A 25,661-nucleotide genomic window follows, 5' to 3' on the forward strand; every position below is an offset into this window, starting at 1 on the left:
TTAACTGATCACGCCAAGAAAGGGGTCTACGTCACCACGGCCCCAGGTGGCCTCGGTTCCGCAAACAGGGCAGGTTGGAACTGGTCGGCACGTCGTGGAGCGATCCTCCACACGGTCGAATCGGCGAATGCGGTTGTGCGCCATGCCGCCTGGGCCGCGAAAACCGGTCAAACCCTGGATCAGCTCATCCACCGCTGAGCAAGCAATGCTGGTGGTGAACGTGACCACTGCTGGGGCTGGGTCGCCGCCGCCCTCTACATACGCCTCAGCCTTGCGGCGTTCAAACTCCGCGGGATCATTGCGCTGCAAACCTTCGGCGGCGGCACGCTGGGCGCTGACGACGCCAAGACACATCAGGCAAGGGTTGCTCGGTCGGATCGTCGTGACGCGGCCCGTCATGTCGTAGTCCACCCCGCTTTTAGCCGACCGCATGCGCAATCCGACGTCGATCACGGGAATCCCGTAGTAGTGGGCAAGCCGATTCAGTGTCAGACGGCCCTGGTTGTCATCGGTACAGCCGAAAAGCACGTCGCAAGACCGCAGAACGTCACGCAGCGATGGATCGCCCACCCACGCCCGCCGGGTGACTACGTGGTTGCCCAAGCCGCACGCCTCGATTTCGCGTGCGAGGATGTCCACTTTGGCCAGCTTGGCAGGTACGTCTGCAGCGCGTGAACCGTGGACACGGTTGAGGTTGGTCGAGTCGATCGTGTCGTTGTCCATCAACGCCAGGTGACCGACCCCCAGCCGAGTCAGCAGCGAAACCACGGCACTGCCCGTACCACCGCAACCGACCACGCCGACGCGTAGCGCCCGCACGATCGGATTGAATCCTTTGCCGAACAGTGCTGCCTGTCGAGCCAAAAACGCCGTGTCTTCGCGCCCATCATTCTCACGCCAGATCTTGATGTGGCTTCCGACAATGGAGATCGATGAGGCTTGCGTGGATGCCTTGGCCGATGTCCACAGGCGCCCCACGATGGCGTCGTCCTGGCCGAAGACCATGCTGGCAAGCCCCTGTGTGCCCTTGTTGAAGGTGGTGCGCGCCAGCTCAGCTTCGTTGCGGTCGTCCTGGTCGGAGAAGAACGCCTTGGCCCTAGGATGTGTGTGAACCAGCCCAGGAACGAGGTTGCGGTGCTGCGCCAAGCCCAGCAGCCGCATGAATCCCTGCGTCGACCACGTCACATGCGTCGAGGAGGACGAAACCATTTCGTCTGACGTGATCGGCACCACCTCGTGCGAGATCAGGCGGATGCGTGGCTGCTTGCACCACGGGTCTGCTGCGATCTCGGCCTTGCCGAACAGCACATAGGCGGCTGCCTCAGTGCCGTTTTCCCGGTGAAGCAGCGCGCGCAGCGCCGCTTCATGGGATTCAAGCAAGATGATGTCCAGCGCTGCGGCCGACATCACTTGGCCTCCGCAAGTGCGTGCTCGATGCGCTTGATCATCGTGTGCAGACCATCGACACCCGGCCGCCAGCTGGTGTTGTGGCGAGACCAGCGTTGCCAGTTGCGGCCCATGAAGGCGTGCGGCTGATCCGCACATGTCGGGTAGCGATCAGCAGACACCAGCGTCAACCAGGGGTCGCAGAAGAACATATCCGGTGCCACGTCGGGATAGCCGGGCGGGAGGATCACCAACACGTCGGCTGCGGGGTGGTTGAACTTGCCTTGCGGCAGTTGCATCTGCTTCAACACAACACCCGTGTGCGTGCCGTCACCGACCACTTCCACGGCGAAGCCGTGGCTGTCCAGATAGCGCTGATCGGCCTCCGGCAGCGCCGCGAGTCCTTCCGTCGTATCACGGATCAGCGTGATGAAGCGCTCGATGCCCGGCTTGCTGAGGTCGAGCAAGTCGGCGTCGCGGATGAGAACATCTTGGCCGCCGCCGCGGATTTCGAGGTAGACGTCATAGGTGTCGGTAGGGACGCCAGCCAACGCCTTCAAGATCTTGCCGCTGATCGAGGGCTTACCCCATTCCATTTGGCGATCGTCGATCGTGAACTTGAATACGCGGTCCGTCTGGAAGATGACGAAACGCTCCGCCCCGCGCTCACGCAAGTCGTAAGTCTCGTCGAGACGCAGATCTTCAAATTCGCCGGATGGCAGGATCGCGTAGATGCTGTAGTCAGCCGCCGGGCGAACTCCAGCAGCCTGCAGGATCTGGCGGCCGGTGGGGACCGGATCACTCAGATCCAGGTTGCGCTCGTTGAGCTGTTCATCGGCCACCACGATACGGTAGAGGTGTGCCAGACGAAGGCCACGGCCTTCGCGGATGGCGGCACCGATGTCTTCGAGCGGGATGCGGCTGTCATCGCCAGGATTTTGCGTTTGCATTTGATTGACTTTCTGTCGGCCATCTGCGGGATTGCAGTTTTCTTGGCCTCCACTAAGTCAATCGCGGCTGAAATCCGGACCGGAAAGCTGAATCAAACTTTTTTTATGGTGATCGCGCCAGCCGGGAGGTCACCGCAGATAAAGAAGCTGGGGCACCTCGGGCAAGTGCGCGCCTCTTCCTTTACAGGGAAGTCGCCAGCGCGGACACGCCTGACGAAATCCTGGATCTTCTCGCTGCGCGTCTTGAGTTTGCGCTCGGTGATCTCCATCGGTTGCGTTGTCTCGCTGGTCAGGTAGGTCACCTCGACCTGGGCCGATCCGCCATACGCCTGCGTGGTCGCGAGGTGGAGCAAGGTGTACTCGATGTCATCGAAGGCATTGGATCTGGGCTTCCCTGTCTTGAAGCGCCGAACGACGATTTGCCCTTTGTCGCCTCGGGCGACACTGTCCGGTCGGACAAGTATTTCGCCTTCCGCCCAGCCGAGCGAGATGGGAGTCGCGGGAGCCGGTACGCCTCGACTGCGGGTCTCAACTACAACATCCACAAGCCGCCGAGCGATGCGGCGGTAGTCTTCCGCATAGCCATGATCGACCGGTCCCCTTGATTGCCATGCCTGGTCGAAGCGTACGCCGAGTTCGGCTTCGGCCGGCATCGTCATTGCATGCACGGTCTTGAGCCAATCGAACACGTCCGAAACAACGTTGTGCATCTTCATGAAGGCCGTCTCCGTGCGGCGGCCTCCAAGTTTCATGACGTGGGTATAGAGAAACCGGCGTGGACATCGTTCGAACAGGTTGACTTGACTGTCGGTCCAGGCCGGCTTCTGCGCCCAAACAATCTGCAGGGCTGACGATGCTCGAAGTCCTGCATGGCGCTGAGCCGGAACCGGCGGTTGGACCAGGTGATGCAGGATGGAGGGCATGAACTTGGAAGGGTTGCGCGTTCTGCCATCCGACTGAACTGACGACGCGTAGAGGAACAACCGATCGCGCGCACGAGAGAGGGCGACGAAGAACAGGCATTCTTCCTCTTCATCGTGCCCGGCCTTCACCGCTTCCAGTCCGGTCATTTCGTCGGAGCCATGAATGAGTCCGTCGGGTGGCACGCAGCGCGGAGCCATGTTGTTGCGCGGCAAGCCCGAGGTCACCATGCCAGGAATATGCACTGTGTGGAACTCGAGCCCCTTGCAGGCATGGATCGTCATCAGGCGGACGGCATCGATGCCGTCGGCAACACCTGGCAAATGGCGCAACCCACGATCTTCCGAAAGTAGGACGAGTCGGCGAATGCGATCAAGGAGGCGCACGCAAGGTGAACCGGTGCCGGAGGGTTGTTGACGGCAGAAGTTGAGGAACTGCCACAGTGCCAAGCCCTTCATCCTGCTTCGTGCATCGCCTGCCAGATACAGCGACTTGGCGAGGCCGAGCCGATCTATCACCCATGTGGTCAAGATGCTCCAAGGGTTGCCCGTCGGACTCACCCCATCGAAAATCATGGCGGCCCGGGCTAGTGCCGTCTTGCTGGCTTCCGCAAGTTCCAGTGGCCAATTTTTATTCAGGCGCCACTCGAGAGGAGCCACTTTGCTTTCGCGCAGGTATTCGATGATCTGCACCACATCTTGCAGCGGCAGTTCGTACGTCGACATCGTGGACACGCGCACCAGTCCAACGGCATAGGGGTCGCTCAGCATCGAGAGCATGGCGAGAAGATCCTTGATCTCCGGTCGCTCAAACAGACTCCCAAGGTGAAGCACAGGAATGCCTCTGGCTTCGAGGCCCTCGGCAATTTCGCTCAGGCGGGCATTGGATGCGCAAAGAAGCGCTTGATGACGGAATGCAGTGCCGGTTTCCTGTTGGTACTTGATCGTGGCCGCTACCGCTGAGATCTCGTCATCGGTTGAGCGCACAACCTTGAACTCTGGCTTGGTGCCCGAAGCCCCGCGGCTTGCATTCAGATGCAATGGCATGGAGCCAGTCGATGCTTTCATCGTGCCGGAGAAGGCAGTAAAGGCATTGATGACCTCTTGTCGAGAACGATAGTTGACGCCGAGTTGGGCGATTTGCGCTCTGGGAAAATCCAAGCTGAATTGAGCCATGTTGGTGGCCGATGCGCCGCGGAACCGGTAGATGGATTGCCGCGCGTCTCCGACCACCCAAAGGTTTCGACCTTCACCAACAATGGCTTTGAGAAGGCGCACAGACGAGCGGTTGACGTCCTGATATTCGTCCACCAGTACATGGTTGTGCCGCGCGCGCAAAGCACTTCTTACCTCGGCATCGGTTTCTACGAGTCGCACAGGTTGGGCAACCAGATCTCCGAAGTCGATCAGTTGCCTCGCCGTCATCAGGCGCTCGTAAGTCTCGTAGACCAAGGCAACTTCCATGCACTTCTCGGCGTTCTTCATCGCCTCGGCATCCGTACCGCAACTCTGTTCCATGGCCACGGCCAATGCCCGGTAGCCGGCGGCATCGACCACTTCGTCCTTGGCGCGTGAAATCGCACTGAGCATGTCACTGAGATCAAGCGCCGGATCCCACAAGTTGCGGAAGTGGCGCAGCGATAGCCGCGGCAGCTCGTCCTCCAGCAGTTCGATGCCTTCGGATCGATCAATGAGACGGGGGTTGGCGGGAAGTCCGAGCTTGTCGTGAAAACGGCGCACGATATCCAAGCCGAATGCGTGAAACGTACCGATCCACATCGTTGCGGCAGCCCGCGGATTCCGGGCGGCGAGCCGCTCGCATAACTCGTTCGCCGCCTTGTTGGAGAACGTGAGAACAAGGATGGAGATCGGATCCACGCCCTCAGCCAGAAGACTTTCGATGCGCTGCACCAGTGTGCGGGTCTTGCCCGTCCCCGGGCCTGCCTGTAACTGAAATGCCGTGTTGCGATGGTTGGCCGCCTCCATCTGGGTAGGGTCAGGGGTGGGCACGGCAGCTGCTGCGGTAGGATCCACGACGGCAAGTGGCTCGTTCGGCAAGAGCAGCGCATCCAGTAGTTGCTGCTGGACCACTTGCAAGGGTGCTCCGAGGCGTGTGGCGATATCGGCGGAGGAGCAGCCCCAGTCGATGTGGTGGTGCCGCACCATTGAACGCGGCAGCAGGAGCTCGCGCGCAAACAGATCCATCCGGACCTCTCTGCGTTCCCTGGCGCCGTAGTCGAGCACGCGTTCCGCGCCGACAGGTGCATCTTCGGCCGAACGGCCGGGTTCGACTTCACCTGTCACCACGGTCTGAGCATCGTCCTCCAAGACGAAATGTCCAAGTTCGTGCGCTATCAAAAAAGCGCGGTCGAATGCCGAACCGATGTCTTCATACAGGATGCACTCGGCTTCACGGTCGAGCACTGCCCGACCGCCTTTCAGTGCCGAGTCACCAGTCGCTAGCGCATACACATCGAGATCTCGCCGAGCCGCTTCGCGGCTGACGAGTTCGAGCAGGTTCCATGGATCAACACCGTCCGCGACTGCTGCTTGGTGGATGCGTTCTGCCTCGCGGCGTGCGGCCTCGGTTGCATCCATGATCAGTCTCGCAATGCCTGCAGAGCTTCCTTTTGGCTAGGTGTCAGCTGGGACGTCTCGACCGCTTGATCGAACGGTATCTGGGCGACCACCTCGGGTTTCACGTTGGATCGAAAACTCAGGCTGGACGCCATGGTGGGCGGGCTACGCAGATAAGCCGAAACAGCATCAGCGGTCGCGCCAAGTTCGGCAGCGAGTTGCTGAACAAAGCGTCGGGGAAAGGTGGCAGCATCGATTGCTCGTTCACGCACGCGAATCAAGAACAAATTGCTGACGTCCAATCTCTTGGCTATTGACTTGAACGCTGTGGGTTGCAACTGCGCAAAGGGGTTGGCGATAGCAGCAGTGTTTTGTACCGACCCCATTGCTGCCTGGAATTGCCGCCAAGCCTGATCAGCAACCTGATCTGACGGAACCTGAACCTCGTCGTCGGAATGGGAAGCATCCATCATCATTTCAATGGAGCAATCCACGAGGGCCAGCGCATGTTCCGGGTACTGGTTCAAGTAATGCTCCAGGGTGGCGCGGTCATGCCGGGGCTCGACTGAAAACGCAAGGAGAACCTCTTCTTCGTCGAGTCTGGAATTTTCGGTGTTCATAGTTCGGATTCCTTTTCAAGGATGGCCTTGAGCGCTTTGCAGGCCCGGGTTTTCCTGTTGCGAACCGTCCGTTCGTCGCATTTCAGCATGCGTGCAATGGTCATGACATCTGGATCCTTGGCGTCAATTGGAATTCCCTGCAGAAAGAGGCCGATGACCTGTTTCTGATCCTGGGGTAGATGGTCAATCGCAGCGAATAGCACCAACCGGAAAGCAGGATCGTCAATTTTTTGTGGATCGCCGCTCAGAAACTCTTCGAGTGCCGCTTCGACTTCTGCGGAAATCTCAGGACCTTCATCATCTTGGCTACCCAACGGAACCGTCTTGATCTTGCGAGTGGCGGGGCCAATCTTGCGCAGTACAGTAGTTCGAAGCGCAACCATTGCCTTGTCAAAGCGGATCTCGTAGAAGTCGAGCAAACCGGGGTGTGTGTTGCAGTCCTTGGTGAGCAGGACGACGAAACGGCTGCGAATCTCATCGCGAATGTCTGCTGCACCGTCCATGCGCGCATCAGGAATCGCTGAGTACAGCGATTGATCAAGCCGCTTCAACAGGATACGAAAGGTTTTCTCGAACTGTCCCTGATCTCCATCGACCCAGGCCCGCCGCAGAAAGTGAAGTACGGCCTCTGTGGGCACATATTGCGGGTGCTTTCTTGACGCCCCGTCGAACCGCGAAAGCCGAGTCCCTGCGTCGAGCGCGTCAAGCTTCTCGATGCAGGCCTCGATCTCCGGTGGCCGCTCGTAGGGCTTGCCGTTTTTGTCCTTGCGTTTAAGTGCTGCCGGCATTCCTTGACTCTCGTATTCTTTGGTGGATCAGGGTGACTGTGTTCGTTTTAACGAATGCGAATCGGCAACGACACTTGCGGCTGGATCGGCACCAGCGTCTTCGCATAGGCGCGCAGGATTTCGTTGTAGAGGTCGGCATGCTTGGGGGCCTCGACGGTGATGATCAGTGCGTAGCGGATCTTCTCGGCACCGTTGGCCTTATGGCCAGCTTCACGCGCGTTGTAGTGGATGTCGAAGACCGGGTTCTTGAGGGTGCTGCCGCGCATGTTCTTCGCGCTGTGCAGCACCGTTTCCCATTTGCCCATGTCAGAGCGCCGCTCTTCCTCGGTGGCGTATTTCTTCATGTCGAAGAAGCTCTTGGTGTCGGCGTTGGCCTTGCCGTCCTTGATCTTTTCGTCGCTGGGACGGAAAACGACTTCCAGGCCTGCGCGCGTGTACGCGGCGGCGTCCTGCGGATCGGTCGGCGAGGCATAGCAGAAGGTTGCCTTGAGGCGGATACTGCCTTTCAGGCCGCCGACGGGCAACGGCAGTGAGGCGCGCAGGTATTTGCCCGGCTTTAACTCTCCCTGGTAGACCACGCGTGCGACGCCTTCAGGGCAGGTGATGATGCTCATCAGGTCTTCGGGCACCTTGCCCCAGCCTACTTCGAGCTTGTCGTGCGTCGCAGCGTCTGCGGCGTGGACCAGCAGCGCCTTGATCGCCAGTGGCGACAACTCGGCGCCCAGGATGGAGCGAATGCCGACTGCGCTGCGCAGCAGATACGGAGAAGCGAAGCTGGTGCCCAGTTGCGGCGAGAGCGCCGCCTTCTTTCCCGGTGAGAGCACATGGAAGTAGTTCCCGGCATTGCCACCGAACGCCATCAGGTCAGGTTTGATGACACCCGGGCTGCGGCCAGGGCCAACTGCACTGTATGGTGCGCGCGCCCAGGTGGCTTCAGTGTCGTTTGCGGCCCCAACTGCCAACGCGTTGACGCAGTCCGAAGGCACCTGCACGCGGGCGTTGCCCGAGGCCCGGTCCATTTGGCCGTTGTTGCCAATGGCCACGGTCATCAAGGTGTCGCCATCGCTCAGCAGATCGTCGATGACCGACGTCCAGGCGTGTACGTCGGTGTCTTCGATCGGCAGGTCAGGACCGAGACTGAGGTTGATGAACTGGTACTGCCGTGAGAGCAGGACCTGTTCGACGAAGCCCAACGTGCGGTACAACTCAAGTGGATCTTCGGTGTCGGCGTCCTTGTCGAGCACGCGCAAGTGATCAACGTAAGCAAAGGGGCGGCTGGCGGCGCCGTTCGGCTGGATGGGACCGAACAGGAAAGCGGAGCTGACGGCCAAGCCATGCTCCAGACCTCCAGGATCGTCCTGCGCGTTTTCGTCCAGGACACGGTAGGAGCGCAACCACGGCCCGATGGCATGTTGTTTGGGCAGACCGCCGTCGAGGATGGCGACCTTGGGCTCTGAAGACAGCGGCTGTTCGGTCGGCAGGCTACATCCAACCGTCACCTCGCCCGTTCGGTGAACGGGCCGCATGCCTCGCAGCTTGGGCACTGGACGGATGACGCGCACGAAGACGAACTCGGCAAGCCGCTCAATGTGGTCGTGCTTGCCTTCGACGGGCACGAACCACAGGTTGCCCGCTGTGAAGCCAAGGTCGCTGTGAACCTTGACGCTCACCTCCTTGGCGTACTTCACGAAGGCCTGCTGGACGAACAGGCGGCTCTCATCTGGCAGAAGGTGAATACCGACCTCAAAGAAGCGATCCTTGGGGCTGCCATAGTCGGCGATGCGCTCGCGAGGCGTGAAGGCGGAAAACTGCTCGATGTGCGCCAGGTCCAACGCTTCGTCTGACTCGGGCTCGATCTGCCGAGTCCATTCATTGAGATGGCGAAACGCCAGGCGCTTGCCGGCGACGAACAGTTCTGTCGTCGTGCACTCCTGGGGCTCGCCCTTCTTGGTCCAGCCGCCAGGTGTCACCTTCACAGTTCGGCTGCCGACCGATTCGAGACCTACGGTGCGCAGCATTGCCGTCGGAAAGAAGGACCGCGCGATGTAGCTTGGGTTCATCGTCAGCCGGGCCACTCCAAAATCGCCAGGGCAAGCGTGCGATGGCAATGTATCGAGGGCCGCCGCGGTCGTTGAGAACTGCGGTGTCAATCGCTGCACTGCCTGCGCGAAGGAGTAGACCTCGACTTTGCCTGGCATGCGCTTTGGCCCCTTGATGTCATGTGTCAGCAATTCGCCGCGCCCGATCAAAAAATTGGTTTGGCTCATGCTTCAGGCTTTCCTTTCATGGTTCTCTTAGTTGCGACGGGCTGCTCGCTGGTGTACTTGCGGATCGTGTCGCGGCTCACGCCAGTGATGTCGGAGATAGTGTGCTGCGATAGGCGGGTCTGCTTGGCCAGCAGGACAGCCAGATCGATGCGCCCCTGGCGGTCCAGGACGAGTGCGCGTGATTTGACGAACTCTTCTATCAGCTCGGCGTCCGAAGCAGTGCCCAATGCAACGGCGCGCCGGAATCGCTGCAGATCCCGCTCAATGTCGCTGAACGACTCGCCGTTGAATACAAAAGTTAAGATATCGATCCAGCGGCCGAACAGTGCATAGTCTGGCCCGAGAAAACGCTGGATGGCCTGTTTGACGGCTGGCATTTCCGGCGCCTTGAAATTGATCACCAGGTCGAAGCGACGCCACAGTGCCGGATCAATCAGTTCCGCATGATTGGTGGCCGCCAGCAACAAGCCGGTGGCGGGCCACTCATCGACTTCCTGCAGGATGACAGTGACTAAACGCTTCAGCTCGCCGATGTCGGTATCGTCGCTGCGGCGTTTAGCAATAGCGTCGATCTCATCGAGCAGCAACACGCAGGGACTGCGTTTGGCGAAGTCGAGCGCGGCGCGCAGGTTACTTCCGCTTCGCCCGAGCAGGCTGCTCATGACGGCGGTCAGGTCGAGTACGTACAGCGGCACACCCAGTTGAGACGCCAGCCAGCGCGCGGTCAGCGTCTTGCCGACGCCGGGTGGACCGACGAAGATGGCCGAACGCGTGGGGTTTAGGCCCATCGATGCCAAGCGCTTGGTCTGTCGGCGTTCTTGGATCAACTGGCCTAAGGTTTCCTCCAGGTCGAGAGACAGTAGCGGTTGCTCACGATCTGAATCGTCCTTGAAAACTTTCAGCAGCGACAACCTCGATTCGTCATCAACAGGCAGTGGCTGCGTGGGGGGAACGGGCGGTGCGACCTTACGCATCGGAGCGCTTGCGCGAGGTGCCTTCGCGCGAAGGTACAAGTCCATCTGTTCAGCCAGTTCCGGGTCAGTATTGCGGTACTTGCGCACTAGCCGCGCCACGAACAGCCGCACGTCCTCCGTCTGCTCCGCAAGTGCAAGCCGAATCAGCTGGGCTAAATCTGATTGAACATCATTCATTTCGTCCAACATTTTCGTAACTTATTGATATAAAAGGAAAATAATTCACAATAAATTGGAATAGAAGTATTTTCTCATGTTTCTGATGCAAGGGCTGAAAAAACAGCACAGGGCCAGGCAAATGACCGCAGTGCACTCGAAGTCGGTCATTGCAGCCGCCAAGCTGTCAGGTGAGCCTATGACGGCTTCAAGTCACGCACCGTGAAGGTGTCTCTCGGATTCGAACGCTCGAAATCGCTGCGCTGCCGCCCTACGGCCCGGTCGCTTCAGGCTGTTTGCTGACACTCAACCGGCGGCCGTTGAACGACTACTTTGCTCTAGAGTAGACGGTGAAGAACATCCCCAGGCTCCTTTCTGCCCCCAAGAACTGACGCAGCCAGCGTGGTCACTCGTGAACAAGGCAAGATGCACATCCCGAGGGATGTGGCTCATCGCGCCCGTTGACTGCATAGAGCTGGCTACCCAGCTTGTCATCAATGGCGAGATCGTTCACTGCCGCGTTGACGGTGACACCGAGCAATTTGTAGAACGAGAATAAGGTAGCACTTATGGCAGACGAAGAGGAAATCCATCGCAACAAACTTACCGGCAAGACTTACATTAGCCCGCAGGTCCCAACGCTGAACGGGCCTCTTCGCATTGCATCCAAGGTGATCGATTCCGAGGGTGCCTACTACGCCAAGGTAAAGAAGGAGGTTGTCCTTCGTCGCACTCCAACGGCAAGAACCGAAATCGTTGCTAAGTTTCTTGAGGATGACCGCAAGCTCACGGTGTTGACACTCCAGCAGTTCAACGGCAACAACGGCCAGCCCCACCGCACGAACTTCTCATTTGTTGGCAGCGAGATCCCGAGGCTTCTGGGCTTTCTCAACGACATTGCGGAGGTGGAGTTCAAGCACACAGGCGCAGTCAACATCACAGACACCGAGTTACACCGGCTGGTACTTTCCAAGGCTCAGGCCGCGACCTTGGTTCATGACAACCAGGAAGTGTTCCTTGAAGCGCTCAAGTCCGAAGTTACCAAGGATGACATCGTCGCTTTGGGCTATCGCAAGAAGCAGCTTGGCGTGTTCACTCAACTCCTGAGTGATCCAGAATTTTTTGAACTGTGCAAGAAGCAGAAATCCATCAAGGGAGATGAGCCACTTTGGCAAGCCTACTTTGAGAAGAATCCATGGGTGTTTGGCTACGGGCTGAGCTACTTTTATGTCACCGGGTTTGAAGAGCGAAAGCTTGAGCAGTTTGTTCAGGGCTACGACCTTCTCAACAGAGGCAAGCGAGCGGATGCAGTCCTGAAGACCAGAGGGATCATCAACTCCCTTTGCTTCGCGGAAATCAAGCACCACAACACCAAACTGCTTGAATCAGATGCTTATCGGGCAGGTTGCTGGGCACCGTCCAAAGAGATGGCAGGTGCGGTCGCTCAAGTCCAAGCTACCGTTGCGATAGCCATGCACAAACTTCATGGTATGCAGCGCATGGAGGACGGCGAGGGGAATCCCACGGGTGAAGATTTTTTCAACTTCAAGCCGCGTGCGTTCATCGTGATTGGCTCCCTCAATGAGTTCATGGGCGAGCATGGTGTGAACCAAGACAAGCTGCGTTCCTTTGAGCTTTATCGTACGAGCATCACTGGGATAGACATCATGACCTTTGATGAACTGTACGAGCGGAGCAAGTTTATCGTGGAGTCTGCACAACCATGATGAACTGGACTGCCCCATGCAACCGCCTCTTCAAGCTTCTGTACAGGCTGGGAGAGCCAACCTATCACGGTGGTCCTGCGTTCATTCGCATGGCACAGCAGGTTGACCAGGACGTCCCCAACTACAGGCGACTCTTGGACGAGCGGGGGGCGCTGACTGCCATGGACAAGTTCTTCGGCCGCTAAACCTTGTGCTGCTGAACCTCATGCATCTCGTGGTCGCAAAGTCAAGCGATCGCTTTGTGTCGGTTAGCGTGAGTTCGGCCAGCCGCAACGACGGACTCCAACCGCTGCATTCCAGCAGCCCACATAGTGGCATAGCTACTCTTCTGGACCCGAACGCATTCTTTGCGCAGGTAATTGCTGACCTAACAAACGCTTGCGCCAAAATAGTGCAAACGCCACAAAAACATCGGGAGGAACCATGGCCAGACGCAAGAAATCCAGTCCACTAGAAGATGTCCTGGACTTGCTTGCCATGCTCCCCTGGTGGGTCTGCTTGGTGCTCGCAGCGGTCAGCTATTTCTTGCTGCACCGCCTAGCGGTACCCATCCAAACCTCTGACATTCAAGGCCAAGGAGGCGCCATGGTGGGGGCCATGATGCAAAAGGCCATCATCCACGGCCTGGCAAACGCCGGTCAGTACATCGTGCCGCTGCTGTGTATTGCAGCGGCAGCCCTTTCAGCCTGGCGGCGCAAACAGCGCCAAGCCCTGGTTTCGGACGTGGCACAAGCACGCAATGCCGACGCCCTGGACGGCATGAGCTGGCGGGAGTTTGAGCTGCTGGTCGGTGAAGCCTACCGACTGCAGGGATACCGCGTGGCAGAAATCGGCGGGGGCGGCCCTGATGGCGGTGTTGACCTCGTCCTAGCCCAGGGTTCGGAAAAATTCTTTGTGCAGTGCAAACAGTGGAAGGCCTACAAGGTAGGCGTGACCACCGTGCGTGAACTCTATGGCGTCATGGCTGCCAAAGGTGCCACAGGCGGCTTTGTCGTCACCTCGGGGCGGTTCACGACCGATGCCAAAGACTTCGCCCAGGGGCGCAACATCGAACTCGTTGACGGCCCCCGTCTCTTTGCGATGATTCAGCAGGCACGGAGCACCCAAGGCAAACCTACAGCCGCACATCGTGAGACTCCCAACTCAATGGGGAGCCCGGCGCCTCAACCCCAATCGGCAATTCAAGCTCCCCAGGCTACCGCCAAGGCTGCAGCCCAACCCGAATGCCCACGTTGTGGTGCCGGTATGGCACTGCGCACCGCCAGACAAGGGGCCAATGCAGGCAACACCTTCTGGGGCTGCTCCACCTACCCCAAATGCCGGGGAACTGTAGCTGCCAGCTAGTTCGAGTTTGAAACCAATGCGCTTCTTGTCTTCTTCACGTTTGAACCTGACCCGCCACCTTCATTGGTCGTTCGCCCTGCTGGGCTTGTTGAGCTTCAGTCTCTCTGCCCACGCACAAAAGCCCGTCTACCGCTGCGAGACGGCAGGCAAGGTGAGCTACTCTGATGCGCCTTGTGTAGGGGCCAAGGAAATTGACACGACACCCACACAAGGCATGGACAAAATGACCGGTGCCAGCCGCAAGGGCGCTGATGTGCAGCGGGCTGAACACAACGCCTTGATGGCCGATGCCTTGAAACCACTGACAGGCATGACCCCTGAGCAGTACCGGGTCTACAAGCACCGATTCAAACTCAGCCCCAGAGACAAAGCGGAATGCACCCGGCTGGATACCGAGTTGCCAGAACTCAAGCAGCGTGCCGCCACAGCCACTCCCACCGAAAAAGCCCTGGCCGACGTGGAGCTGTACAAGGCTCGCAAACAGTTCAACGACCTGAACTGCTAGCTCAGATCCCCTTGAGCAGGGTCAGCACCTGCTCCGGCACTGCATTGGCTTGCGCCACCATGGCGGTGCCTGCGTTTTTCAGGATTTGCTGGCGGGCTAGCTGCGCAGTCTCTTGGGCAAAGTCGGCGTCAACGATGCGTGCGCGGGCGGCTGCGGTGTTTTCTGACGAGATTTCCAAGTTAGCAATGGTGGCTTCAAAGCGCGACTGTACGGCACCTAAGTCAGCACGCGCTCTAGATACTTGGTTGATGGCCGCATCAAAGATACGTAAAGATCGACTTGCATCCGCTGTGGAATCAAAAGATATCTGATCTATTGTTGTTTGTTTGGCGGAAAACCAGCCGTTGGATGGTAAGAGGCCGATTTCATTTCCATCAACGTCATAACCACCATCCCACTTTAATGAAATTGGGGAATCAGACACGTACGAAATATCCCCAATGGCGTATGCGTCATCAACTCCAAACTGACCGCTGCCCAACATGGAATTCGCACCATAGAACCAACTGTATGAAACTCCATATTCACTGTAGTTGGCATCTGCCAAGCTGACAAACGCAGCTGGGTTGGAATCATTTAGCACATGTATGTTTTCTCCCGTATCGCTCACTAGACGAAAAAGCGGATATTTGATTGGATTCCCATTTAAATCCGTGGAGCCACTAGGCAATTCGGCGGGACGGAAATCCTCTGCCCGAATACCAGTGATGCTCGATAGCTCATTGATTGAGCGCATAGCAGCCAGCCCTGCTGCACTAGAGCCATCCCAATTTAATGAGAGTGTTCGCGCTTTGCTGTAATCTTCGCCAGCAACGAGACTGATTGTCACCAAGCCATTCGGATTCGGGGGGATGACCAAAGTTATTTTTGTTTTAGCTTCTATTGCTACATCATTAGGTGAATTGGATTTCAGTTTTTCTGCAAGATCGGCCATCGACAATATGTCGTCTCCAGGAAATTCAACACCATCAATGCCAAAGGTTCTTCCTGCTGGTAGTGAAGTAGCAACCCAGTTATTGAATCCTTGTGAAGCTCCCCGCGACAACACGAAAGAGTCTTCTAGAAACCTACCGTAAACACCAACAGTGCTTTCCTTCAACGCGGGCACTGACACATCAATGGTCTGCCCAGCGTTGGCTCCCACCTGAAACGTCTGCGCGGTGAAGCTGCCGTCCAGGAGCTTGTGACCATTAAAGTTGGCCGTTTGCGACATGCGTTCAAACTCTTGAAGCAGCTGAGAGTATTCGGCGAACAGTGCTTGACGGTCACTCCGGGAGTTGGTGCCGTTGGCCGCCTGCACTGCCAACTCACGGCCACGCTGCAGGATTTCGGTCATCTTCTGCATTGAACCCTCGGCCACCTGAGCCAGCGAGATGCCGTCGTTGGCGTTGCGCTTAGCGGCATCCATGCCCTTGACCTGCGTCAGCATGCGCTCACTGATCGCCAAACCCGCCGCGTCGTCCTTGGCCGTGTTGACGCGCAGGCCCGAAGACAGGCGCTGCATGGTTGTAGCCAAGCCTGCCTGGTTGATACCTAAATTCCGTTGCGCGTTCAGCGACTGGACGTTAGTGAAAAGGGAGAGAGCCATGACGAGGTCGATACGTCCTTAATCCATGCTTAGCTTCTGAGGCCTGCACTTTGGGATCCTCATCTTGTTGCTCTCGGCAATAGCACGCATGACCCCCTTTTGCTCAAGCGCCTTGCCCTTGAAGTCCAGCCATCCTTCGACCCAGAAAGCGTCGCGCAGCGCACGGGTTGCACCACTTCCAGGCCCTGTGATTCGCGTCAAAAATGGGTGCCACAGTTGCAGGGAAAGCAAACGATCCCTCGTCACGCGGACTAGGTTCGCATCCTCGTAGGGGGCGTAACGTGCTTTGAGCTCTTGCTCAAGTAGCTCCACACTGTCACTTGATCGGGATGCAAACAGTCTCTCGATGTTGGCGACCTTGAAAATGCCATCGATGTCGGATTGCAGCTCCACCAGTGTCTCGTGACCAGACTTGCTTTTGTATTGACCACTTAGGCGATAGACCCCGCAGAAGGTCGGCTTTGCCTTATTGAGTAAATCTACGAACCCTTGATCGAAGCGCAAAGCCCTAGTCTCGGTGAACGCTAGTGGGTTTGATAGAACATCAAACGCGAAATCTTTACTTCCGACTGACCGGACATAACCCGAAAGAGAAGACTGTGGAGCAAAGTACTTTGCTAGCTCCACGACCTCAGGAGAATGCTTTCCCCCTAGCGCTTGCAGTGCGATGTTGTACGCCTGCCGCAGATGATGAAGGTTGATAGCTATCTTGTCCTCTCGACTGACCTCCATCCAAGCTAGGCCATCCTTGTCAAATTGATCCATATCCCCCTTGCGGTACACCGCGTCCAAATGGGCGGCTCGCGCTTCAATGTCTGGGAATTTTTTGGACGCCGGGATATTCCTGATGAGTTGCTTGGCTACCGAGAGCACTGGTTCAAATGGCGCGTTCAAAGACGTGGCTGGTGAGCCAATACAAATTCCGTCGAGACAAGGCAATTGGGGTGTGACAGGAGCGCTACCCTCGCCTTTGGGCAAAGCCGTGGCTATACGAGTGATCGTCTGGCCCTGAGGCACAGCCGCTGAATCAGGCGCAGCAGACGGCTGGCCCACTCGGGTAGGTATTGGTAGCGTTGTGCCTTGCGTAGAAGCTGTCTTCTGAGGGCTTGGCGCAGAAGCCCTGGTCATCGGCATAGCTACATCTTTGGAGCTCTTCATATCCCCGATTTGCGGTGCTGCACGACTTAGAGCGGTGATGTCGTACACCAAAGCCAATCGGATGGAATACACATCTCCAGATGTGCCTGAAACGCGGAGTGTCTGGACAGCACCTTTCGCTGGCGGAAACTTGCGCAAATCCACAACCCAGTGAGAAACGAGATCATCAAAAGGGATGCCTGGTGTGAGCACCTTATAGATAGATGGCCCAGGATTTTTAATTGCGCAGAGTTCCACATCTGGCCTGTAACACTCCGCATGAAATTGGTGTTCTGTGGGTGCTAGCGATGTTGCTTCAGCAAGGCTGGGCGATGGCTGAACACTGGCTCCGCCCACGACCAAGGCACCTGCTGCCCAGAACCACTTTCGCCCTATCTGCATCAATACGCCCTCTCATTGCCGTAGTTCATGCCATATCACTCACACCGAAACATACGCATCTCGTAGTTTCGAGAATAGCCAGGCACGTCTCCTGCAAAAGCTTGAAGTAGCCAACAATAACTACGTAATTCGTAGTTATGACAAGCGCACAAGAGCTCACTGCCCGGAGGTTCTCCCAATCGCTCAAATATGTTGCAAAGCGATGGCGCAGATCGTTGGGCTTCACGCAAGAGGGGAGGTACTTGCTGGGCGTCTAGAAGGTGGCTTCATATCTGTTGCCAGCGGTTAGACAACGCAACTCGTAGTATCGATAAACCCGCATAACTACGACTCTCGTAGTCCTATGGGACGAGAGATGTCAGAGGCAGATCAAAAGTGGGGAGCCAGGCTTAAGCAGGCCAGGCTCAACGCTGGCTTGTCTCAAAAAATGCTAGGGATCGAAGCTGGGATTGATGCTTTCGTGGCGAGCACGCGGATCAATCGGTACGAGCTGGGCATTCATCGGCCTGACTTGCTCACCGTGCGCAAACTGGCCAAGGTGCTGGGTGTGCCTGTGGCGTTCTTCTTTGCGGATGAGGACGATGACATTGCAGAGCTGCTGTTTCGCTACAGCAAGGTCGACCCCAGTGTTCGTATGGCGGTTTTCAAACTGTTGGCTGAATAGTTTTCGCTTTGCCCATCGTAAAAGCGAGCCAAATGCAAAAATCTTGAAACGTTACAGAAGAAATTTTCTGTATCCCGCCTTGTATTTTCTTCCTCGTTTTTTGAATAAGTTGCCATACTGAGCGACCACTGGGACCCCTACCAGCCGGGAGGTCGATTTGATCCGTCCGAGTGCCGCATCAGAGACAACTGAGGTCAACGGTTTAATTCCGGTGGCTGCGTATGTCCGCATGTCAACCGACCATCAACGGTACTCCACTGAAAATCAGACTACTGCAATCAAACAGTATGCCGAAGCGCACGGCATGGTGGTCGTAAAAATCTACGCCGACGAAGGCAAGAGCGGCTTGAATGCCGAGGGTCGTGAACAGTTCCGCAAATTGCTCATTGACGTGCAGGGTCATCACGCCGCGTATCGTGGAATCCTTGTGTATGACGTGAGCCGCTGGGGTCGATTTCAAGACACCGACGAAAGCGCTCATTACGAATATCTATGTACCCAAGCGGGTGCCCCTGTTTCCTATTGCGCAGAGCCCTTTGACAACGATGGGACGCCAATGGCTGCTGTTTTCAAAAACTTCAAGCGGTCAATGGATGGCGAGTTTAGTCGTGTACTTTCGTCCAAAGTCTTCATAGGTCAGTGCAACCTGGCCGGGCGGGGATTTCATCAAGGTGGCACTCCTGGCTATGGTCTACGCCGTGAATTGCTCAACGAGCAGCGGGAGTCGAAGGGGTTGCTTCAATCAGGTGAGCACAAGAGCATCCAGACGGATCGCGTGATTCTGGTGCGCGGTCCGGCTGAAGAAGTTGCTGTAGTGCACCGCATCTATCACGACTTTGTCGAAAATGGTAGGCCAGAGCGGGCGATTGCGAATGCACTCAATGCCGAAGGACTTCTCACAGACCTGGGAAAAGCATGGATACGTGGCACCGTCCACCAGATCCTGACCAACGAAAAGTACATCGGCAACAACGTCTACAACCGTCGGTCGTTCAAACTGAAACAGGTGCGTGTCCGGAATGCACCCGAACTTTGGGTGCGTTGCGATGGGGCATTCGAGGGAATCATCTCTGAGTCCTTGTTCGCAAAAGCGCGGGAAATCATTGTCGCGCGCTCGCATCGACTCGACGACGCGCAAATGCTGGCGCTCCTTCGCGATCTATTTGCACGGTCGGGCACCTTGTCTGGACTGATCATTGACGAGCAGGAGGGCATGCCCTCCAGCTCTGCCTACCAGGAGAGATTCGGCGGATTGATCACCGCTTACGCATTGGTAGGCTTTCACCCTGATAGGGACTACCGCTATCTGGAAATTTATCGAGCACTCAGAAAGCAACGCCCCGATTTGGTCGATCAAGTCATCCGCCAACTGCATGCAGTGAACGCTGTTGTTCACCGCGATGCAGGTAATGATTTACTAACTATCAATGGGGAATGGACTGTCTCCTTGGTCATTGCGAGATGCCAAACAACAGCAGCGGGAACACTGCGCTGGCGCGTCCGCTTCGATACTAGCCTGCAGCCTGACATCACTGTCGCGGTACGAATGGACAGCTCGAACGCGAAGGCGCGGGATTACTACCTCATTCCACGTATCGACGCCGGTGCATGGCCTGAGCGCATTAACGAAGAGAACTATGGGTTGATTGACAGCTACAGGTTCGACACGCTGGACATCCTGAATGAATTGGCTGCTCGATACAGCCTGAAGGACGCTGCATGACCAATACGCATCAAAGCGTGGAAATGATTCCCGTCTGTTTGGTTGATGTCCTCAATCCCCGCAGCCGCAACAAGAAGCAACACGAAGCCATCGTGGAAAACATTCGCAGCGTAGGTCTGAAGCGCCCCATAAAGGTAAGCCGCCGAACGTTGAAAGACGGGTCCTTCCGATACGATCTGATATGTGGGCAAGGTCGCCTAGAAGCCTTTCAGATGCTCAACCAGGAAGAGATTCCTGCGTTCGTCACAGACGCTCCTGAAGACGACTGCTTGGTGATGAGCCTCGTTGAGAACATTGCGCGAAGGCAGCACCGTCCTATCGACTTGATGCGCGAGGTGGGCAGCCTCAAAGAACGCGGCTTTAACGATACCCAGATAGCACTGAAAATTGGCGTTACCGCTTCGTGGGTGAACATGATTGGTGGGCTTTTGCAGCGCGGGGAAGAAAAGCTGCTGAGTGCGGTGGAGATGGGAACCATCCCATTGAGCATGGCAACGACTATTGCCAGAAGCAGTGCTAGCGAAATCCAAGACCTTCTATCCGATGCTTATGAGCAGGGATTTCGCGGAAAGAAGCTGTCCACGCTACGCAGACTTTTGGAGCAGCGAGCGAATCGCAGCAAGCTTGTCAGCAATCCCCCACTTGGCAAAACGGCAAAACGCAAGACGCTAACCCCGCTTGAACTTCGACGAATCTTCGAGCGTGAGGCGGAAAACCAGCGCCTTGCCGCGAAGAAAGCTGATTTCATTCATGACAAGTTGGTTTTTGCCACCCAGGCTCTGAAAGAACTGTTTGCCGACAAGAGCTTTGTATCGATTCTTCGCGCAGAGAAAATGGACTCGATTCCAAAGCTCATCAAGGATCGCATGGCAATAGGAGATCGTCCATGAATCTGGATGCATCCAAAGCGAACGGCTCACCTAATACCGAGCCAATAGAGAAGACCAAGGCCGCCTTCTTGAAAGATTGCGTGCGTATTCCCTTGTCCAACCTCATCTACCTTAAAACTTTGCGACCTCGCGTCAAGGACAGCATCACTTTCCAGCAGGTTCTGTCATCGGTACGAGACGTAGGTCTGGTTGAGCCGCCAGTAGTCTTCCCCCACCCGACCAACCAAGGTCACTACTTCGTGATGGATGGGCATCTTCGTATTGAAGCACTAAAAATTCTAGGCATTGATGAAGTGGATTGCTTGGTTGCCACCGATGATGACACGTACACATACAACAAACGCATCAATCGAATGACAGTGGTGCAAGCGCACAAAATGATCGTCAAAGCAATGGAACACGGCGTTTCCGCCGAACGACTGGGAAAAACGCTGCATCTGTCACCAGCGACCATCAGAAACCATTTCAGGTTACTGGATGGCGTTTGCCCCGAGGTGATTGAACAGCTACAAGACAAACCATGTCCTGCCAAGTCATTCGCGATTCTGCGGCGTATGAAGCCCATCAGGCAAATTGAAGCTGCCGAGTTAATGTCTGGCCAGAACAACTTCACCACTGCGTTTGCAAATGCCCTGCTGTACAACACACCATCAAATATGCTGGTAACGCAAGCGCCTGCCAGTGACACTGTGTCGGTGGAGTCCATGGCAAAGATGGAGCGTGAGATGGCCGCACTGCAAGTGCAAAACAAGGCTATTGAGGAAACTTATGGGCCTGATGTACTGCACCTCACCGTGCTGAAGCGCTTTTTGGAAAAGTGGATGGACTGCGCGCCAATTGTTCGTTGGTTGGCGGCCAATCAGCCAGAGTACTTCAGGGAGTTTCAGAGCATCGTCGGGACGATGCAGATCGACGACAGCAGGTCACATGGCGCTGCCGCCCAACAGAGTCGCGGAAAACTTGCTTAGTGCCCCCGAGGATCCGTTATTCAGGCGCGGAACATCTCTTCCGCCATGTTGTCCAGCTTCTCCTTCACTACGCGCCAATTGGGCATATGCCTATCCAAGACGCTATAAAACTTGGGACTGTGATTGTGGTGAAGCAAGTGACATAGCTCATGCAGCAGGACGTAATCAATACACTCACGTGGCGCTTTGACCAGCAGAGGGTTCAGCGTAATACAACCTGAGGGCGAACAGCTTCCCCATTGAACGGTCATGAACTGGAGGCGTGTCGGAGGAGAGTGCTTGACCCAGCGCAGTGGCGCGGCCACAGCTGCAATACGGGCTGCTAATAGCTCACGCGCTCGCTGGCGGTACCAGTGATCCAGGGCGGCTCTGATCGCTTCGGAATCGTGCTCCGGTACGGTGACGGTAATGAACGCGCCGCGCATGCGGGCCTCCACTTTGGCATCAGGATTTACAACCACCCGCAGGCGATAGCGCCGCCCAAGGTAATGCAGTGATTCACCGCTCACGTACTCACGCGGGAGCACATGGGCCAGTCGCGCCTTGGCGGCTTCTAAGTGGTGGCTTATCCATCTCGAACGCTTCTTGACTGCCTCCAGCACGTCAACCAAGGGGGCGGTGTCAGGCGCATCCACCAACACACGGCCATCAGGCTCGACGTGGATTGCGACGCGCTGCACAGTACGCGTCGGCTGGCGGCGTACGCTGAAAACAATGACTTCATTGCCATACACCAGCTGATGTTGGGAGGTGCGCTCCAGCAAAAGCATACTCAAGTCTTACCAAGACCAACACGCGTGATCTGGACAACCTGCTCTACCACCTGCTTGGCGTTGTCCAGCCCCAGAGTGCCGAATAGCAAAGGTAGCAAGCTCTTTCGGATAGCCGCCTCAATGTTCTGCGGGTTGAGCGAGTTCTCGGCTACGGCATCGCGCACCATGGAGTCCATCGTCATTGCCTGTTGCGCCAGCGCGTCCACGGCCATGTCACCCAGCGATGCAAAGGCTTCATCGCCTAGCACCAAGCGGATCGCGCCAAAGTAGGCCTTGGCATGCGGTTTTTCCGCCAACACGTCGGGCACGCCCGGTGTTGCGCGAGACTCCAGCTTTTGCTCGAAGGACTGAAACAATGCGTATTGCTTCAGCGGGTGGTCAAACATGGCTTCAGCCTCGGCAATGGCCTGCTTCAGCAGCTCAGCGAACACCTTTTGTGCATAGGGGTCTTCGGCCAGCTCCTGCTCGATTGTCTTGCGTAGGCGCGTGCGGATCATGTCCGTTTCATTGCGCGTTTTTTCTTCTGACCAGTCTTTCGGGTCTTCGGCCTTGCCTAACTGATGCACTAGGTACACGCCCTCGGGTTCACGCACTTCGGTGCCGATGACTTGTTTGTCCACGAGCTTGCGGATTTGCTCCTCGTAGGCGCTGTAGTCCACCGTCTCCATGGCATCGCGGCGGGCCGTCTGCCGCAGTTCGGTGAAGAAGCGCAGATCGGCCTTGTAGCGGGCAATCAAGCCTTCGGAAAAGCTCTTGTCTTCAAAGAAGCTGCGGCTTGAGAGCGCGGTTTGCAGGCACAGGCCAAATGCCGTCAACGCCTCGTAGAAGTCATCGCGGACCTTCTGCCGCTCATCGTAGTCCTCACCATCGGCCCCCTTCACGAACTTGGGAGTCAACAACTGGCGGTACTGCTCGCGGTCCAGCTTGTTCGCCACCGACTTGAAGAACGACCACAGCTTGTCGTGCAAGGCGGGTAGCTGCTTGTACTCGGTGCTGAACTGGTGGTATATGCCTTCCAGGTCGCGCACGTCAAAGCCGCCTTGGGTGCGTGTCTCCAAGTCTTGGTAAGCTCGGATGGCGGTGTCCAGCTCTTTCAAAATGCCACGGTAGTCCACCAGCACACCATATCGCTTCGCGTCGTGCAAGCGGTTCACGCGCGCCACGGCCTGAATCAGATTGTGGCCCTTCAATGGCTTGTCGATGTAGAGCACGGTATTACGCGGCTCATCGAACCCCGTCAGCAACTTGTCCACAACAATCAGCAAGTCGGGGGTGCCGTCCGTGCCAAAGTCGCTGACGATCTGCTTTTCATAAGTCTCCGGGTCATGGCCGTAGGTGGCCATGTTTTGCTTCCACCACTTCTGCACTTCAGGCAGAGTGTCCTCATCCACATCGGAATTGCCTTCGCGCGTGTCGGGGGCCGAGATCACCACGGCGCTGGTAACCAAGCCGGTGTCGTCCAAGGCTTTCTTGTAGCGGATGGCGTCGAGCTTGCTGTCTGTGGCCACTTGGCCTTTCAGGCCCAGATCGAGTTGCTTTATGTTTTCGTTGAAGTGGGTGGCAATGTCCCAGGCGATCAACTCGATGCGGTTGGCTGCACCGTAGATAGCACCCTTCTTGGCGAACTTCCTTTTCAGGTCGGTGCGTTGTGCGTCACTGAGGTTGACGGTGATTTTGTCGAACCAGCGGTTGACGGCACCCTCGTTGATATCCAGTTCGGGTACCCGTTCTTCGTAGAGCAGCGGGGCCACGGTCTCGTCTTCCACGGCGCGCTGCATGCTGTAGGCATGCACGATGGGGCCGAACTTGTTGGCGGTCTTCTCGTTCTTCAGCAACGGCGTGCCGGTGAAAGCGATGTAGGCCGCGTTGGGTAGCGCGTTCTTCATACGCTCATGCGTCTCGCCGCCATGACTGCGGTGGCCTTCATCCACCAACACGATCAGGTTCGCCGAGTCGTTCCGACACTCAGGCAACTTGGACGCCGTGTTGAACTTGTGTACCAGCGTGAACGAGATGCGCTCGGTGCCGCTGCCGATGCGTTTAGCCAGATCGCGACCGGAGAGACTGCGGGCCTTCTCGCCGTCCTTCTGCGTAGCAATGCTGGAGCCAAACGCACCGCCCGTCATGAAGTTGCGCGATAGCTGGCTTTCCAGATCAATGCGGTCGGTCACCACCACCACACGGCATTCCTTCAAGGCCTCCACCAGCAGCAGCGCCTTGGTCAGGAACACCATGGTGAAGCTCTTGCCAGACCCCGTGGTATGCCACACCACACCGCCTTCACGACCACCGTCTGGCCGCAACAGGCTGATGCGCGCCAGCAGGGCGCGGATGCCAAAGAACTGCTGGTAGCGCGCCACAATCTTGCCCACCTTGCGGTCGAACAGCACGTAGCCGCGCAGGAACTCCAGCAGACGCGCAGGCGTGAGCAGGCTCACCAGCAAACGATCCTGGTCAGTGGCCTGCATGGGCGCGCTCCACAGCGCATCGAAGTAGGTAGTCAGGTCGGCGGGCTTGCCATCAAACAGCGCGGCGCGTACTACAGGCTTTAGCGCCGCGTTTTTGAGGGCTTGTATGTGCGTGTCGTCGAATTCCTCTTCACGCCACTTGGCCCAGAATTTCGCTGCCGTATGCGTGGTGCCGTAGCGCCCCTCGGTCTGACTGATGGACAGCAACAACTGGGCGTAGCCAAACAGGTTGGGAATTTCGTCGGGCCGTTGGTTGCGTAGGTGCTGGCTGATGCCCTCGTTCACCATGGCTTTGGCCGGGTGGCTGCCGCCGCCTGATTCGGGCCGCTTGGCTTCGATCACCACCAAGGGGATACCGTTGACATAGCAGACCACATCCGGTGTGCGGTGGTGCGTGCCCTGTGCGGCCAGCACCTCCAATTCTTCGGTCACATCCCAATGGTTGGCTGTAGCGTCTGACCAATCGATCACTGGAATAGTAGGCTGGTGTTTCTTGCCATCGGGCATGAACTCGGTGACCGTGATGCCCAGTGCCAGTTTGCCGTAGAGCCGCTCGTTGGCGGGCATGAGCCCTTCAGCCAGGCTGAGCGCCGACAACTCCCGCACGATCTGGTCGATGCCGCTGGGTGATAGCGGGTACCAATCGCCCTTGTACTCGTAGCGTCGAGTCTGTAGCACCTCAATCAGCCGGGGCTTGAGAAGCACCTCACGTGTGCTACCGCGAAGTGCCAGGGCATGGGCCGTGGTCAGAAAGCTCCAGCCCAGGTTGCACAACAGGTGCAGCGCGGGCAGGTGGGCACTATATTGCTCGCGAGAGTTGGGCGTGATATTCAT

Annotated in this window: 18 protein-coding genes; 7 read left to right on the plus strand and 11 right to left on the minus strand. The window is 57.1% G+C overall.

All coding sequences use genetic code 11. The features are described from left to right. The 7 genes from CLU88_RS07675 to CLU88_RS07705 form a co-directional block, all read right to left on the minus strand. Positions 1 to 1,407: a ThiF family adenylyltransferase gene (locus CLU88_RS07675; protein WP_099656079.1), complete on the minus strand. Its 1,407-nt coding sequence runs from the start codon at positions 1,405 to 1,407 to the stop codon at positions 1 to 3. Next, positions 1,407 to 2,336: a multiubiquitin domain-containing protein gene (locus CLU88_RS07680; RefSeq protein ID WP_099656080.1), complete on the minus strand. Its 930-nt coding sequence runs from the start codon at positions 2,334 to 2,336 to the stop codon at positions 1,407 to 1,409. Before CLU88_RS07680 ends, CLU88_RS07675 begins: the two co-directional genes overlap by 1 nt. Before the next feature lie 92 nt (positions 2,337 to 2,428). Further along, entirely contained in the window at positions 2,429 to 5,854 is a 3,426-nt protein-coding gene (locus tag CLU88_RS07685) for an ATP-dependent helicase (protein WP_099656081.1), read from the minus strand. A gap of 2 nt (positions 5,855 to 5,856) precedes the next feature. Further along, positions 5,857 to 6,453, minus strand: a complete 597-nt coding sequence (locus CLU88_RS07690; RefSeq protein ID WP_099656082.1) for a hypothetical protein — start codon at positions 6,451 to 6,453, stop codon at positions 5,857 to 5,859. Continuing rightward, a complete protein-coding gene (locus tag CLU88_RS07695) occupies positions 6,450 to 7,241 on the minus strand; it encodes an RNA polymerase sigma factor (RefSeq protein ID WP_099656083.1) in 792 nt (263 codons plus the stop codon). The genes CLU88_RS07690 and CLU88_RS07695 overlap by 4 nt, the downstream gene beginning before the upstream one ends. A gap of 47 nt (positions 7,242 to 7,288) precedes the next feature. Then, the gene (locus CLU88_RS07700) at positions 7,289 to 9,508 is read right to left on the minus strand and encodes a S8 family peptidase (protein WP_099656084.1); all 2,220 of its coding nucleotides are present in this window, start codon (positions 9,506 to 9,508) and stop codon (positions 7,289 to 7,291) included. Further along, a complete protein-coding gene (locus CLU88_RS07705; protein ID WP_099656085.1) occupies positions 9,505 to 10,671 on the minus strand; it encodes an AAA family ATPase in 1,167 nt (388 codons plus the stop codon). The genes CLU88_RS07700 and CLU88_RS07705 overlap by 4 nt, the downstream gene beginning before the upstream one ends. Positions 10,672 to 11,207: 536 nt before the next feature. On the opposite strand from CLU88_RS07705, the gene CLU88_RS07710 reads away from it, so the two are divergent. The 3 genes from CLU88_RS07710 (at position 11,208) to CLU88_RS07725 (ending at position 14,214) form a co-directional block, all read left to right on the plus strand. Then, entirely contained in the window at positions 11,208 to 12,365 is a 1,158-nt protein-coding gene (locus CLU88_RS07710; protein ID WP_099656086.1) for a Shedu immune nuclease family protein, read from the plus strand. A gap of 423 nt (positions 12,366 to 12,788) precedes the next feature. Further along, positions 12,789 to 13,709 carry a restriction endonuclease gene (locus CLU88_RS07720; RefSeq protein ID WP_099656088.1) on the plus strand — a complete coding sequence of 307 codons (921 nt, stop codon included), beginning with the start codon at positions 12,789 to 12,791 and terminating at the stop codon, positions 13,707 to 13,709. A gap of 16 nt (positions 13,710 to 13,725) precedes the next feature. Then, complete coding sequence (locus CLU88_RS07725) at positions 13,726 to 14,214, plus strand: DUF4124 domain-containing protein (RefSeq protein WP_099656089.1); 489 nt, start codon at positions 13,726 to 13,728, stop codon at positions 14,212 to 14,214. A gap of 1 nt (position 14,215) precedes the next feature. Here CLU88_RS07725 and CLU88_RS23385 read toward each other — a convergent pair whose 3' ends face one another. Further along, complete coding sequence (locus CLU88_RS23385) at positions 14,216 to 15,802, minus strand: flagellin (RefSeq protein WP_099656090.1); 1,587 nt, start codon at positions 15,800 to 15,802, stop codon at positions 14,216 to 14,218. An 18-nt stretch (positions 15,803 to 15,820) separates the two neighbouring features. Continuing rightward, the gene (locus CLU88_RS22745; RefSeq protein WP_143225963.1) at positions 15,821 to 17,197 is read right to left on the minus strand and encodes a hypothetical protein; all 1,377 of its coding nucleotides are present in this window, start codon (positions 17,195 to 17,197) and stop codon (positions 15,821 to 15,823) included. A 499-nt stretch (positions 17,198 to 17,696) separates the two neighbouring features. On the opposite strand from CLU88_RS22745, the gene CLU88_RS07740 reads away from it, so the two are divergent. The 4 genes from CLU88_RS07740 (at position 17,697) to CLU88_RS07755 (ending at position 21,586) form a co-directional block, all read left to right on the plus strand. Continuing rightward, complete coding sequence (locus CLU88_RS07740; RefSeq protein ID WP_099656092.1) at positions 17,697 to 18,005, plus strand: helix-turn-helix domain-containing protein; 309 nt, start codon at positions 17,697 to 17,699, stop codon at positions 18,003 to 18,005. Between the two features lie 157 nt (positions 18,006 to 18,162). Continuing rightward, entirely contained in the window at positions 18,163 to 19,728 is a 1,566-nt protein-coding gene (locus tag CLU88_RS07745; RefSeq protein ID WP_255410650.1) for a recombinase family protein, read from the plus strand. Beyond that, complete coding sequence (locus CLU88_RS07750; RefSeq protein ID WP_099656094.1) at positions 19,725 to 20,618, plus strand: plasmid partitioning protein RepB C-terminal domain-containing protein; 894 nt, start codon at positions 19,725 to 19,727, stop codon at positions 20,616 to 20,618. The genes CLU88_RS07745 and CLU88_RS07750 overlap by 4 nt, the downstream gene beginning before the upstream one ends. Then, on the plus strand, positions 20,615 to 21,586 hold the full coding sequence (locus CLU88_RS07755; protein ID WP_099656095.1) for a plasmid partitioning protein RepB C-terminal domain-containing protein: 972 nt from the start codon (positions 20,615 to 20,617) through the stop codon (positions 21,584 to 21,586). The genes CLU88_RS07750 and CLU88_RS07755 overlap by 4 nt, the downstream gene beginning before the upstream one ends. A 20-nt stretch (positions 21,587 to 21,606) precedes the next feature. On the opposite strand, the gene CLU88_RS07760 is transcribed toward CLU88_RS07755, so the two are convergent. Both CLU88_RS07760 and CLU88_RS07765 read right to left on the minus strand, forming a co-directional pair. Beyond that, positions 21,607 to 22,356, minus strand: a complete 750-nt coding sequence (locus CLU88_RS07760) for a M48 family metallopeptidase (RefSeq protein ID WP_099656096.1) — start codon at positions 22,354 to 22,356, stop codon at positions 21,607 to 21,609. Positions 22,357 to 22,358: 2 nt separating this feature from the next. After that, the gene (locus tag CLU88_RS07765; RefSeq protein WP_099656097.1) at positions 22,359 to 25,661 is read right to left on the minus strand and encodes a type I restriction endonuclease subunit R; all 3,303 of its coding nucleotides are present in this window, start codon (positions 25,659 to 25,661) and stop codon (positions 22,359 to 22,361) included.

It is taken from the genome of Acidovorax sp. 56 (assembly GCF_002749705.1).
In the GTDB taxonomy this organism is placed as follows: Bacteria; Pseudomonadota; Gammaproteobacteria; order Burkholderiales; family Burkholderiaceae_C; genus Acidovorax.

Excerpts from the sequence above, each read along its gene's own strand:
- CLU88_RS07720 (WP_099656088.1), top strand. The coding sequence starts at position 12,789 with ATGGCCAGACGCAAGAAATCCAGTCCACTAGAAGATGTCCTGGACTTG.
- CLU88_RS07750 (WP_099656094.1), top strand. The coding sequence starts at position 19,725 with ATGACCAATACGCATCAAAGCGTGGAAATGATTCCCGTCTGTTTGGTT.
- CLU88_RS07680 (WP_099656080.1), bottom strand. The coding sequence starts at position 2,336 with ATGCAAACGCAAAATCCTGGCGATGACAGCCGCATCCCGCTCGAAGAC.
- CLU88_RS07760 (WP_099656096.1), bottom strand. The coding sequence starts at position 22,356 with ATGCTTTTGCTGGAGCGCACCTCCCAACATCAGCTGGTGTATGGCAAT.
- CLU88_RS07675 (WP_099656079.1), bottom strand. The coding sequence starts at position 1,407 with ATGTCGGCCGCAGCGCTGGACATCATCTTGCTTGAATCCCATGAAGCG.
- CLU88_RS23385 (WP_099656090.1), bottom strand. The coding sequence starts at position 15,802 with ATGGCTCTCTCCCTTTTCACTAACGTCCAGTCGCTGAACGCGCAACGG.
- CLU88_RS07690 (WP_099656082.1), bottom strand. The coding sequence starts at position 6,453 with ATGAACACCGAAAATTCCAGACTCGACGAAGAAGAGGTTCTCCTTGCG.
- CLU88_RS07740 (WP_099656092.1), top strand. The coding sequence starts at position 17,697 with ATGTCAGAGGCAGATCAAAAGTGGGGAGCCAGGCTTAAGCAGGCCAGG.
- CLU88_RS07695 (WP_099656083.1), bottom strand. The coding sequence starts at position 7,241 with ATGCCGGCAGCACTTAAACGCAAGGACAAAAACGGCAAGCCCTACGAG.
- CLU88_RS07725 (WP_099656089.1), top strand. The coding sequence starts at position 13,726 with ATGCGCTTCTTGTCTTCTTCACGTTTGAACCTGACCCGCCACCTTCAT.
- CLU88_RS07685 (WP_099656081.1), bottom strand. The coding sequence starts at position 5,854 with ATGGATGCAACCGAGGCCGCACGCCGCGAGGCAGAACGCATCCACCAA.
- CLU88_RS07700 (WP_099656084.1), bottom strand. The coding sequence starts at position 9,508 with ATGAGCCAAACCAATTTTTTGATCGGGCGCGGCGAATTGCTGACACAT.
- CLU88_RS07705 (WP_099656085.1), bottom strand. The coding sequence starts at position 10,671 with ATGTTGGACGAAATGAATGATGTTCAATCAGATTTAGCCCAGCTGATT.
- CLU88_RS07755 (WP_099656095.1), top strand. The coding sequence starts at position 20,615 with ATGAATCTGGATGCATCCAAAGCGAACGGCTCACCTAATACCGAGCCA.
- CLU88_RS07710 (WP_099656086.1), top strand. The coding sequence starts at position 11,208 with ATGGCAGACGAAGAGGAAATCCATCGCAACAAACTTACCGGCAAGACT.
- CLU88_RS07765 (WP_099656097.1), bottom strand. The coding sequence starts at position 25,661 with ATGAATATCACGCCCAACTCTCGCGAGCAATATAGTGCCCACCTGCCC.